Origin of the sequence: Zunongwangia profunda SM-A87 (genome assembly GCF_000023465.1) — a bacterium.
Lineage (GTDB): Bacteria > Bacteroidota > Bacteroidia > Flavobacteriales > Flavobacteriaceae > Zunongwangia > Zunongwangia profunda.
Genome location: NC_014041.1, coordinates 4,147,762 through 4,160,489 on the forward strand (window position 1 = coordinate 4,147,762; position 12,728 = coordinate 4,160,489).

Annotated in this window: 13 protein-coding genes; 1 reads left to right on the forward strand and 12 read right to left on the reverse strand. The window is 35.3% G+C overall.

What is annotated here, in order from left to right; all coding sequences use genetic code 11:
* Positions 1 to 13 precede the first annotated feature (13 nt).
* Complete coding sequence (locus ZPR_RS18180) at positions 14 to 1,483, forward strand: BCCT family transporter (protein WP_148211767.1); 1,470 nt, start codon at positions 14 to 16, stop codon at positions 1,481 to 1,483.
* On the opposite strand, the gene ctlX is transcribed toward ZPR_RS18180, so the two are convergent.
* From ctlX to ykgO, 12 genes are all read right to left on the reverse strand, one after another.
* Entirely contained in the window at positions 1,480 to 2,406 is a 927-nt protein-coding gene (gene ctlX / locus ZPR_RS18185) for a citrulline utilization hydrolase CtlX (protein WP_013073233.1), read from the reverse strand. The two genes, ZPR_RS18180 and ctlX, sit on opposite strands and share 4 nt — an antisense overlap.
* 1 nt (position 2,407) lies before the next feature.
* The gene (locus tag ZPR_RS18190) at positions 2,408 to 3,319 is read right to left on the reverse strand and encodes a dimethylarginine dimethylaminohydrolase family protein (RefSeq protein ID WP_394329734.1); all 912 of its coding nucleotides are present in this window, start codon (positions 3,317 to 3,319) and stop codon (positions 2,408 to 2,410) included.
* A gap of 78 nt (positions 3,320 to 3,397) precedes the next feature.
* On the reverse strand, positions 3,398 to 4,681 hold the full coding sequence (locus ZPR_RS18195) for a citrate synthase (RefSeq protein WP_013073235.1): 1,284 nt from the start codon (positions 4,679 to 4,681) through the stop codon (positions 3,398 to 3,400).
* Between the two features lie 137 nt (positions 4,682 to 4,818).
* Positions 4,819 to 6,360 carry a glycogen synthase gene (locus ZPR_RS18200; protein ID WP_013073236.1) on the reverse strand — a complete coding sequence of 514 codons (1,542 nt, stop codon included), beginning with the start codon at positions 6,358 to 6,360 and terminating at the stop codon, positions 4,819 to 4,821.
* 151 nt (positions 6,361 to 6,511) lie between these two features.
* The gene (eno, locus tag ZPR_RS18205) at positions 6,512 to 7,801 is read right to left on the reverse strand and encodes a phosphopyruvate hydratase (protein ID WP_013073237.1); all 1,290 of its coding nucleotides are present in this window, start codon (positions 7,799 to 7,801) and stop codon (positions 6,512 to 6,514) included.
* A 496-nt stretch (positions 7,802 to 8,297) separates the two neighbouring features.
* On the reverse strand, positions 8,298 to 9,410 hold the full coding sequence (gene carA / locus ZPR_RS18210) for a glutamine-hydrolyzing carbamoyl-phosphate synthase small subunit (protein WP_013073238.1): 1,113 nt from the start codon (positions 9,408 to 9,410) through the stop codon (positions 8,298 to 8,300).
* Between the two features lie 120 nt (positions 9,411 to 9,530).
* Entirely contained in the window at positions 9,531 to 10,025 is a 495-nt protein-coding gene (gene rplQ / locus ZPR_RS18215; RefSeq protein WP_013073239.1) for a 50S ribosomal protein L17, read from the reverse strand.
* Between the two features lie 34 nt (positions 10,026 to 10,059).
* Entirely contained in the window at positions 10,060 to 11,052 is a 993-nt protein-coding gene (locus tag ZPR_RS18220) for a DNA-directed RNA polymerase subunit alpha (protein ID WP_013073240.1), read from the reverse strand.
* A gap of 20 nt (positions 11,053 to 11,072) precedes the next feature.
* Entirely contained in the window at positions 11,073 to 11,678 is a 606-nt protein-coding gene (gene rpsD / locus ZPR_RS18225) for a 30S ribosomal protein S4 (protein ID WP_013073241.1), read from the reverse strand.
* Positions 11,679 to 11,763: 85 nt separating this feature from the next.
* A complete protein-coding gene (gene rpsK / locus ZPR_RS18230; protein WP_013073242.1) occupies positions 11,764 to 12,156 on the reverse strand; it encodes a 30S ribosomal protein S11 in 393 nt (130 codons plus the stop codon).
* A gap of 8 nt (positions 12,157 to 12,164) precedes the next feature.
* The gene (gene rpsM, locus ZPR_RS18235) at positions 12,165 to 12,539 is read right to left on the reverse strand and encodes a 30S ribosomal protein S13 (protein WP_013073243.1); all 375 of its coding nucleotides are present in this window, start codon (positions 12,537 to 12,539) and stop codon (positions 12,165 to 12,167) included.
* A 2-nt stretch (positions 12,540 to 12,541) separates the two neighbouring features.
* A complete protein-coding gene (gene ykgO / locus ZPR_RS23100; RefSeq protein WP_010519235.1) occupies positions 12,542 to 12,658 on the reverse strand; it encodes a type B 50S ribosomal protein L36 in 117 nt (38 codons plus the stop codon).
* Positions 12,659 to 12,728 lie beyond the last annotated feature (70 nt).

The following is a 12,728-nucleotide window of genomic DNA, read 5'->3' on the forward strand; positions in this document are numbered from 1 at the left end:
GCTCCATACCGATATTAAAAACAATCCGCTTTTTTATAGCGCAGCATTGATTTTATTTATTTTTTCTGTAATTATTTTTTCTTTTACTACTGAATTTTATGCTTTCATCGACACGGCATCCATATGGGTAAGAGAAATTTTTGGTGAATTTTATTTATGGCTGGGATTAGCCTGTGTACTCTTTCTGCTTATTATCGCTTTTTCTAAATACGGAAGGATACGTTTAGGAAATTCCCCGCCACAATTTGACAGGCTTTCCTGGATCGCGATGCTTTACAGCGCCGGGATGGGAGCAGGTATTTTACTTAGGGCCGTGCAGGAACCGGTTTTTATGTATCAAAATCCGCCATTAAAAACAGCTTATCCAAACGATATTATCGCTTTAGAGTTCACCTTTTATCAATGGGGATTTACCGCATGGGCGTTCTACGGAATATTTGCACTTTTTATTGGCTATTCTTTATTTGTTCGAAAAAACAATATGCTGCTTGGTACCAGTTTACCACAACTGAAAAAAATAAAGGCAATCCCGCAAAGTATCGATCTTTTAACGATTTTGACCACAGTTTTTGGTCTGGTTGCCGCAATTGGACTGGGAACCACGCAAATTGAAGGCGGTATTAGTCATCTTTCAGATCGAGAGCCGGGCACACTTTGGATAGTGATCAGTCTCGTTTTTCTTATTTGTTTACTGGCCTTTATTTCGGCATACTCTGGAGTAGAAAAGGGGATTAAACGAATCTCTAACTGGAATATTTATATCACCATCGCTTTACTGATCTTTGTTTTTATACAAGCCGATATTATTGAAGTTCTAAAGTCTTTTTCTACTGCTACCTGGTTTTATATAAAAGACTTTTTCCAACTGAGTTTAGCGATGGGAGACTTTAACCCGGGAAAACAATTTTTAACCGACTGGACCTATTATTATTGGGCATTTTGGCTAGCCTGGGCACCATTTACTGGTATTTTTATTGCCAGAATTTCTCAAGGCCGAAGTATACGTGAAATGATATTGGGTGTTTTAATCTTGCCTTCTTTAGGGAGCTTTCTATGGTTTAGTGTTTTTGGCACATCGTCATTTGAGATTATAGAAAACATGGCTGCTTACAATGGGGAATTTAGCGATGTATTCACTTCGGTTTTTAAATTCTTCGAATCTTTTCCGCTTTCTAACTTTACAAATATTGTGACCGTTTTATTACTGATCAGCTTTTTGGTCACTTCAGTAGATTCTGCGATTTATGTGCTAAGCATGTTTAGCGATAAGGGCAATGAAAACCCTAAAAAGAAATACCGCCTTGTTTGGGCGGCATTAATTCTTATTTTTTCTGAAGCGATTATTCTTTTAGGAAACGTAAAACCAGAAAGCGATGTGCTAGACGCCATGCAAAAATTCCTAATCATCGGTTCTCTTCCCTTCGCTATTTTTACAGCACTAATGATGCTCCTATTTGTTATCGAAATTAGAAAGAAATATTAAGCTTTAGGCAAAAAAACCTCTGCAAGCATACATCGGGCGCTACCGCCACCACAGGTCTCGATCACATTAAGATCACTGCTCAAAATTTCTGAATGCTTCTCTATTTTCGCTACCTGATCTGGTGTTAAACTTTGGTGCGCTCGCTCGCTCATCACCAAATATTTCTTATCAAAAGCACCCCGAACTTGTAGCATATTACCTGCAAACTCGTGCATTTGCTCTTCAGAAATCACAATTAGTTCTTTTTTATCCTGCTTTAAATGCTTTAGCACATTTTTGCGTTCTTTAGCATCATCGATACTATCCAAACAGATTACCGCAAACTCCTCAGCCACACACATCATGACATTGGTATGGTAAATTTGCTTTCGTTTCCCTTCTACAGTTTGGTAAGCATTAAAAATAACCGGAGTAAATTCAAAGTCCTCACAAAATTCTATTAAAAGATCTTCATCGGCTCTTGGAGATAAGGCGCAATATGCTTTTTCGTTTTCACGATCTAAGATTAAGCTTCCGGTTCCTTCCAGAAAAATATCATCATCTTCTGCAGAGGTATAATCTACAATATTGGTGATTTTAAAGCCTTCTTCCTCAAGATTCGCAAAATAATCTAAACGACGCTCTTTTCTTCGGTTTTCAGCAAACATTGGATACAATGCAATTTCTCCATTTTCATGAAAGGACACCCAATTATTAGGGAAAATTGAATCTGGTGTATTATCATCAGCCACATCATCTACAACCACAACTTTCACCCCTACGCTTTTAAGTTTTTTTACAAACGAATCAAATTCTGCCTGAGCGTCTTTATTTACGTCTTTGCCTTTTAGATTTTTCTGAAAATAATTGTTTACCGCCGTTTCTTCATTCATTCTAAATGCTACCGGGCGTACCATTAAAACGGTATCTGTTATCTGATTCATATTAATCTCTAATTAATGGTAAGGTTGAACAACGCAATAAACCTTCTTGTTTTGCTATTTGTGAATACGGAACTTCCTCGACGGTAATCCCGTAAGAGCGCAGCCAATTATTTAAACGAGTAAATTTTTCTTCGGAAATCACTACATCTTCAGAAATAGAAAATATGTTTGAGTTCATATCGTACATTTCGTCTTTGGTGATTTCAAAAACATTTTTTTCTCCAAAAAGATGTACTAACCACTGATATTCCTTGGAATCTAAAAATCCACCTTTGTATATAATTGCCTTGTCTTTTCCTACCGGTTGAAAACAACAATCCAGGTGCAGTGCATTTTCTTTAGGATCTTGATTACTTTTCTTAAGGTTGAAAGGCACTACTTTTTTATTAGGAAATAACTGTTGAAGCGCATTTACTGCATGAACATTCGTTCTTGCTGTAATATAATTTGAATAATCTTCACCCGTATACGTTCCCACCAGAATATAATCTCCAAATGGCATAACATCCCCTCCTTCTATATGAGCGTCTTCAGGAAGTTTTATGATTTTATCAGGATCAATCTGATCAACAACATGCTGTATGGCCTTTATTTCTTTTTCCCGATCTGGCAATATATTGGCTTTAACAAATTTATCCTCGATAACAAATGCAATATCCCTAGTAAAAATCTGGTTATAATTTTCTATAACCTGAGGTCTAAAAACTTCTACTTCATACTTCTTTAAAACAGCAGCTACGGCTTCCATTTCTCTCACCATATCTTCTTCTTGCGGGTATGTACCTGCTTTAATATGTTCTATAGATTTTGGATCGTAAGCTTCATTCAGTTTTGGCGGCCCACCATTACTTTTAGCGGTACCTAAAACAACTGCTCTTAGCCTGGAAGTTTCGTTATTAATCTTTAAGTGCATCACTAAAAATTTTTTCAAATATAAAAAAAGCCCCATTTAATAATGGAGCTTTTTAAATGATTTATAATTAAGAAAAGTTTATCTTTCACTTACTGGTTTAAACTCCCTAAGGTTTTCACCCACATAAATCTGGCGTGGTCTTCCAATAGGTTCCTTTTTAAGTCTCATTTCTCTCCACTGTGCAATCCATCCGGGAAGACGACCTAAAGCAAACATTACCGTAAACATTTCTACTGGTATACCTAAAGCTCTATAAATAATTCCTGAATAAAAGTCTACATTAGGGTATAACTTTCTTTTCACAAAATAATCATCCTCTAAAGCTTCTTTCTCAAGACCTTTGGCGATATCTAAAACCGGATCTTCAATTCCTAATCCACCAAGAACTTCATCAGCAGACTTTTTAATAATCTTAGCACGTGGATCGAAGTTTTTGTATACACGGTGACCAAAGCCCATTAAGCGGAAAGGATCCTCTTTATCCTTTGCTTTTTGCATAAACTTATGCGTATCGCCACCATCTTCTTTAATTCCTTCAAGCATTTCAATCACCGCCTGATTAGCGCCACCATGAAGAGGCCCCCATAGTGCAGAAATCCCAGCTGAAATTGAAGCAAACAGACCTGCATGAGAAGAACCTACCATTCTTACTGTAGACGCTGAACAGTTTTGTTCATGATCTGCATGAAGAATTAGTAGTTTATCTAAAGCCTCTATAACAGACTTGTCTACGCTATATTTTTTACCAGGTTTTTCAAACATCATTTTATGTAGGTTTTCTACATAACCTAATGAATCATCTCCATAGTTAAGTGGAAGACTATTTTTCTTTCGTAATGTCCAGGACACAAGCACTGGAAATTTACCAAGAATCTTCACTATAGCTTTATACATATCTTCTTCAGAATCTACGTTTACTGAAGAGGGATTAAAAGCAATTAAGGCACTGGTTAAAGAGGAAAGTACGCCCATTGGATGAGCTGATTTTGGAAAACCGTCCAAAATCTTCTTCATTTCTTCATCTACCTCAGACTGATCCTTAATATCCCCATAGAATTTATCTAACTGTGCTTTATTAGGTAATTCACCGAAAATTAAAAGATAAGCTACTTCAAGAAAATCTGCTTTTTCAGCAAGTTCTTCGATTGCGTAACCTCTATATCTTAATATTCCTTTTTCACCGTCTAAAAAAGTGATGGCACTTTCACAACTACCTGTGTTTTTGTAACCACGGTCTAAAGTTATCATTCCAGCTTCAGATCGAAGGGTTTTAATATTAATACCCAGTTCACCTTCGGTTCCCTCTGTTACTGGAAACTCATATTTTTTTCCCTGATATTCTAATATAGCTTTATCTGACATTGTGTTGAATTACAAAATTTAAATTAATCGTTTGCGAATTTAATAAAATCTAAGCTTCTATTCAATTAAAACCAAGCAATTATACTATTATTAACAGGGGTTTCAAGAGATTTTGGCTATTTATATATAAGAATCTTTTATGCTGGTAATTTGTATAATGATTTGTAATAATCATCAACTGATTTCTCCCATGTAAAGCGTTCCTTTTTTGCATTTTTTTCGATTAGTCGCCATTTGGTTTTATCTTCAAAAAACATATTTAAAACATGCTTAAATGAATCTACCATATTCCTTACTTTTTTATCGTAACTATTACCATCAAACACAAAACCGGTTTCCAAGTGCCTTACGGTATCTATTAAACCTCCTGTATGGTGCACTAAACAGGGATGACCATTACGCATAGCAAGCATTTGGCTAATACCGCAAGGCTCAAACAAACTGGGCATAAAATAAAGGTTTGTTTCCAGATAAATACTATCGATTACATCCTCGCTCTGTCCATTTATGAATAAAAAGTTTTTCTTTTCGTGGCTTATTTTTCTTAATAGCTCTTCGTACTCTGGTGCTCCTGTACCTAGCAGAATAAAAATCCCATTCACCTCTGCCAATAAATCCAGAATTTCTAAAAAAGCTTCTGGTGAACGTTTAAAGAAATAAAACTTTTGTTCGGTAAGTCTGGCTACACTAGAGCACACAAAATCCGGTTTTCTTTTCAAATAGGGCATTACTTTCTCTCCTGTATGTGCTAAAAAATCAGACTTATATTTTTTAGATTCCTGTTGTAACCATTCAAATATTGCTGAAGCTATATTGAAATAAAGATTATTTTTTCGAGCTCTTCGAATATTTCTATAATTACAACCGTTGAGGATCCCAATAAATCTTCCCTCACGATCTGCCTGATTTAAATCTTCCTCCAAACCTTCCCCTCCAATAAATTCTGGTGGATTACTGGGATAAAGCACATCATTCTTATAACTAGGAGAAACCGTATGAACTGCATCGGAAAAACGAATCCCTAATGCCATCATGTTTATACAATCCTGATAACGACGATCTTTAAGCTCATCGTAATTAAAATCCACATCGGGGAAAAAATTACGCACAGAAGAATAATTATTTTCAAATGGGCGAATTCCCTGAATGGCCAGATTATGTATGCTATAGATCACACGAATATTTTTAAGGCAGGCATATTCTTTATGATATCGTCTTAAAAATAAAACCATACTGGCATGCCAATCATGCAGATGAATAACATCCAGATCACCAAAAATATTAGTTTTAACCGCCTGAGCTACAGCAGTACAAAAAATAAAATATTTTATCGCATCTGTATAAAAAGGCTCATTTAGGTCATTATGATAAATATGGGCTATATCACCAGCCTGGATCTCGGGATGGTGTATTACGTAATGAGTAATCCCAGAAAAATCTTTTTTGGGCTTAACTTCATAAATTTCTGCAACATACTCTAGGCCTCGAAGGCTAAAAGATAAATCAGAAATAAATTTTGCATTTTGATGTAGTCTGGAATAAGAAGGAACTACTACATGAACAGTATCTCCTTTTTGAGAAATCTGCCTGGGTACATCACGTATTACGTCACCCATGCCTCCTGCTTTGCAATGGGGAATAGCATCATTCTCTGAAGCTACAAATAGGAAATTATGCATGAAAATCTGGTTAGGATTAGGTTAGAACATTTAATAGACAAAAGTTAATTATTAATCTTCAAACATTTAATTAAAGGAATATTAAATTAAAATAAAAAAGCCTTTCAAATTAATGAAAGGCTCTATAATATATAATTATGTAAATAAATTCTTATTTCACTTTAAAAGCTTTATCTTTTGGAAAATAAGCAACACTTCCTAATTCTTCTTCAATTCTAATTAACTGATTGTATTTTGCCATACGATCACTTCTTGAAGCAGAACCGGTTTTTATTTGCCCTGTATTTAAGGCTACTGCCAAATCTGCGATAGTATTATCTTCTGTTTCACCAGAACGGTGGGACATTACTGAGGTATAACCAGCGTTGTGGGCCATATTTACAGCAGCAATTGTTTCGGTTAATGTACCAATCTGATTTACTTTAATTAGGATTGAATTTGCAATCCCTTCTTTGATACCTCTTGATAAACGCTCTACGTTAGTTACATAAAGATCATCCCCTACTAACTGCACTTTATCTCCAATCTTATCAGTAAGTGCTTTCCATCCATCCCAGTCATTTTCATCCATACCGTCTTCTATAGAAATGATTGGATATTTAGAAGCTAATTCAGCAAGATATTGAGCTTGTTCTTCACTAGTACGAACCACACCTTTATCTCCTTCGAATTTAGCGTAGTTATATTTACCATCCTCATAGAATTCAGCAGCTGCACAATCTAAAGCGATCATCACTTCATCTCCACCTTTGTAACCAGCTTTTTCAATAGCCTTCAAAATTGTCTCCAAGGCATCTTCAGTTCCGTCTAAAGTTGGAGCAAATCCTCCTTCGTCACCTACAGCAGTACTTAAGCCTCTGTCATGTAATACTTTCTTAAGATTATGGAAAATTTCGGTTCCCATTTTTATTGCTTCAGAAAAACTTGCCGCTTTAACCGGCATAATCATAAATTCCTGAAAAGCGATAGGAGCATCACTGTGAGACCCCCCGTTAATAATGTTCATCATTGGCACAGGAAGTGTATTAGCACTCACACCGCCAACATAACGATACAATGGAAGACCAAGTTCGTTAGCAGCCGCCTTTGCAACCGCAAGAGAAACACCTAAAATTGCATTAGCTCCCAGTTTGGATTTATTCGAAGTACCATCTAAATCGATCATTGCCTGGTCGATTAAATTTTGTTCAAAAACTGAATATCCTAAAAGTTGTTCTGCAATTTTAGAATTTACATTTTCAACAGCGGTAAGAACACCTTTACCCATAAAGTCTTTTCCACCATCGCGAAGTTCTACAGCCTCATGCTCGCCTGTAGAAGCTCCAGAAGGAACAGCTGCCCTTCCTAATATTCCGTTTTCTGTGATTACATCTACTTCAACTGTTGGGTTACCTCTGGAGTCAAAAATTTGACGTGCATGAATATTTACTATAGCACTCATAGTCTGTATTATAATTTAATTAATTGATTAGTCTGCAAGATACAAATACAGCGATAAAAAAACGAGGAATAATTTATAATATAACAAGTATTTTACCTAAAACGTTTTCGATAAAACAAGATTCTTTATCTTCTAGTAGCAATCTCTTAACTTTAGAAAAAAAGAGTAGATTCTGCTTACTTATTTCTCGGATACTCCTAAGAGTTATTAGAAACAAATATTTAAAAAATCAAAAAGAGGTTGCGAGATTTAATAAAATGGAAAATCATTCACCCCTTCGAAGCATGCCTTTAAGATATATACTAAAGAATAATTATTATATCAACGTTATAAGATATAAATATGTACTGAAAGAAAAAAGCCGGAATTATTCCGGCTTGTAAGTAAAATAGCTCGTGGCATATCCATAAGACATTTACATTTGTTCGATTCTTTTTATTTAGAAGCATCTCTAAAGCTATCGGAAAGCAGCATTAAATCTAAATTATTAGCCAAATTAAACTTTTACCTGCTTAATACGATCGATAAATTCATCGAACAAATAACTGGCATCGTGTGGGCCAGGACTGGCTTCTGGATGGTACTGCACAGAAAAACAGTTTTTATTCGTCATTTGCAGTCCGCCTACAGTATCATCATTTAAACAAATATGGGTGATCTCTACATCCGGATGAGCTTCTGTAGCAGCCTTATCTACAGCAAAACCGTGATTTTGTGAAGTAATCTCCCCTTTACCTGTTTTTAAATTCTTAACAGGATGATTAATCCCTCTATGCCCATGATGCATTTTATAGGTAGGGATTCCATTTGCCAAAGCAATAATTTGATGGCCAAGACAAATTCCAAATAATGGATGATCTTTCTCTATAATATCTTTAGCCAATTGAATAGCTCCTTTTAGCGGTTGCGGATCTCCGGGTCCGTTTGATAAGAAAAAGCCATCTGGATTCCATTCACTCATCTCTTCATAACTGGCATCATAAGGAAATACTTTTACGTAAACATCGCGTTGAGCCAGATTTCTTAGAATATTTCTTTTAATACCTACATCTAAAGCAGCGACTTTATAGGTAGCATTTTCATTACCAAAATAATAGGCTTCTTTAGTAGAAACTTTAGATGCCAGCTCAAGGCCATTCATATCAGGTACTTCAGCTAATTGAGCTTTTAATCCTGCAATATTATCCACATCTGTAGAAATAATTGCGTTCATTGCTCCATTTTCACGAATATATGTCACTAAAGCGCGTGTATCCACATCAGAAATAGCAAACAAATTATTGTCCTCTAGGAATGCTTCCAAGGTTTGATCTGCTGCTGGTCTTGATTGGTCATAACTAAAATTTTTGCAAATTAAACCGGCAATTTTGGCTCCATCAGATTCATTTTCTTCTTCACTTGTTCCATAATTACCAATGTGCGCATTAGTTGTTACCATTAACTGGCCAAAATACGATGGATCTGTAAAAATCTCCTGATAACCAGTCATTCCGGTATTAAAACACACTTCACCAACAGCACTACCCTCTTTGGTTCCCACCAATTTGCCATGAAAAATGGTTCCGTCTGCTAATAAAATGATAGCTTTTTTTCTTGTTTGATATTTCATACTAAAAAAATAATACGACCTAAATTTAAGGAATATTAAAAATGTATACTTATTAGATATAAAAAAAGGACAAACCCGGTGAGTTTATCCTTTTAAAAATTATTGATAGTAAAGAATCATTTACTCTTCTTTTTTATCGTCTTTTTCTTCCTGCTTCTTTTCTTCAGCTTTAGGAGCCTCAGCAGTTTCAGCATTAGTCTTTTTACCCGCTCTACGAGTTGATTTCTTTTTAGCAGGCTTATTAACGTTATATGTTTCGTTAAAGTCTACTAGCTCTATCATCGCCATATCAGCGTTATCCCCTAAACGATTACCCAATTTGATAATACGGGTATACCCCCCCGGACGATCTCCTACTTTAGGAGCTACTTCACGAAATAATTCACTTACAGCATACTTATCACGAAGTTTACTGAAAACGATTCTTCTATTATGTGTAGTATCTTCTTTAGACTTAGTTACCAATGGCTCGATAAAAACTTTTAAAGCTTTTGCTTTAGCCACAGTAGTGTTAATGCGTTTATGCTCAATTAGTGAAGACCCCATATTTGCCAACATCGACTTACGATGAGCGGTCTTTCTACCTAAATGATTTATTTTCTTTCCGTGTCTCATTACTATTCTTTTTAGAGTAATTCACAAAAGTGAATTAGTCCTTATCTAATTTATATTTTGAAAGATCCATACCAAAGTTTAATCCTTTGTTACTTACCAGCTCTTCAAGCTCTGTTAATGATTTCTTACCGAAGTTACGGAACTTCATAAGATCATTTTTATTGTAAGAAACAAGATCACCTAAGGTATCAACTTCAGCCGCTTTTAAACAATTTAATGCTCTTACCGAAAGATCCATATCCACTAATTTAGTTTTTAGCAGCTGTCTCATGTGAAGAGATTCTTCATCATAAGTTTCGGTTTGAGCTATTTCATCAGCCTCTAACGTAATACGCTCATCAGAGAACAACATGAAATGGTGAATTAACGTCTTGGCAGCTTCAGTTAACGCATCTTTAGGATGAATAGAACCATCACTAATAATTTCGAAAACAAGTTTTTCGTAATCAGTTTTTTGTTCTACACGATAATTTTCGATACTATATTTCACATTCTTAATTGGAGTGTAAATAGAATCGGTAAAAATAGTGCCTAAAGGAGCATTGGCCTTTTTATTTTCTTCTGCCGGAACATAACCTCTACCCTTTTCAATAGTAATCTCCATATTGATATTAACTTTGCTATCAAGATGGCATATTACTAATTCAGGATTAAGTACCTGAAAACCAGAAATAAATTTCTGGAAATGACCAGCGGTTAATTCTTCTTCACCAGAAACAGAAATTGTAACGGCTTCGTTATCTATTTCATCAATTTGCCTTTTGAATCTAACTTGCTTTAGATTCAATATTATTTCTGTAACATCTTCCACAACTCCAGGAATTGTTGAGAATTCGTGATCAACGCCTTCGATACGAACCGAAGTGATCGCGAATCCCTCTAAAGATGATAACAGCACTCTTCTTAAAGCGTTACCAACGGTTAACCCATATCCAGGCTCCAAAGGACGAAATTCAAATTTCCCTTCGAAATCTGTAGAGTCAATCATTATAACTTTATCGGGCTTCTGAAAATTTAGTATTGCCATATTACGACTTCTGTGAATTATTATTTCGAATATAATTCGACGATGAATTGTTCATTTATGTTTTCTGGAATCTGAACTCTTCCAGGTACAGAAACAAAAGTTCCTTGTTTTGTTTCATTATTCCAAGTAATCCATTCATAAACATTGCTATTATTAGCTAACGAATCCTGAACTACCTGTAGAGATTTAGATTTCTCTCTTACTCCAACAACATCACCAGCTTTCAATTGGTAAGAAGGAATATTTACTAACTCTCCATTTACGGTTATATGTCTGTGAGAAACAAGCTGTCTAGCCGCTCTTCTTGATGGAGCAACACCTAATCTAAAGACAACGTTATCTAACCTTGATTCACAAAGCTGAAGTAAAACCTCACCGGTAATCCCTTGAGATCTTGTAGCTTTTTCAAACATGTTTCTAAACTGACGCTCTAATATACCATACGTATATTTTGCTTTTTGCTTTTCCATTAACTGGATAGCATACTCAGATTTCTTACCTCTACGACGGTTATTACCATGCTGTCCTGGAGGATAATTTCTTTTTTCGAAAGATTTGTCATCTCCGAATATAGCCTCGCCAAATTTACGAGCTATTTTAGTCTTAGGACCAGTATATCTTGCCATTTAAAAATGATTTATAGAGAGGGATTATGAATTAAGGCATACGTCCTTCGATAATCGTAATTTCCTCTCTTAATTATATAATTAATTATACTCTACGTCTTTTAGGAGGACGACATCCATTATGTGGAAGTGGAGTAACATCAACGATTTCAGTTACTTCGATACCACTATTATGGATAGATCTGATAGCTGATTCTCTACCATTACCAGGCCCCTTAACATAAACTTTAACTTTACGAAGACCAGCTTCATGAGCTACTTTAGAAGCATCTTCAGATGCCAATTGAGCAGCATAAGGAGTATTTTTCTTAGATCCTCTAAATCCCATTTTACCGGCTGATGACCAAGAAATAACATCTCCTTTTTTATTTGTCAAAGAAATGATAATATTATTAAAAGAAGCAGTAACATGAGCTTCTCCAATAGACTCAACGTTTACTTTACGTTTCTTTTGAGCAGTTTTTGTTGACTTTGCCATATTACTTATTATTTAGTTGCTTTTTTCTTATTAGCAACAGTTTTTCTTCTTCCTTTTCTAGTTCTAGAGTTGTTTTTAGTTCTCTGACCTCTTAAAGGTAATCCAGATCTATGACGAATACCTCTGTAACATCCAATATCCATTAGACGTTTGATACTCATTTGAACTTCAGTACGTAATTCTCCTTCGATTGTGTAGTTACCTACCGCTTCACGGATACGACCAATTTCATCATCGTTCCAATCTGAAACTTTCTTACTTTCATCAACTTTAGCTTCAGCAAGTATTTCCTGAGCCCTGCTTTTGCCAATTCCGAAGATATAGGTCAATGCTATAACTCCTCGCTTTTGTTTAGGTATATCTACCCCTGCAATTCTTGCCATAATTAGCCTTGTCTTTGTTTAAATCTAGGATTCTTTTTGTTAATCACGTAAAGGCGCCCTTTTCTGCGAACTATCTTGCAGTCGGCACTTCTTTTCTTTATTGATGCTCTAACTTTCATCTTTCTAAATTTTTATAACGCCAGATGCAAAAATAAAATTTACATAAGGCTTATTTGCCTAATAATTTTT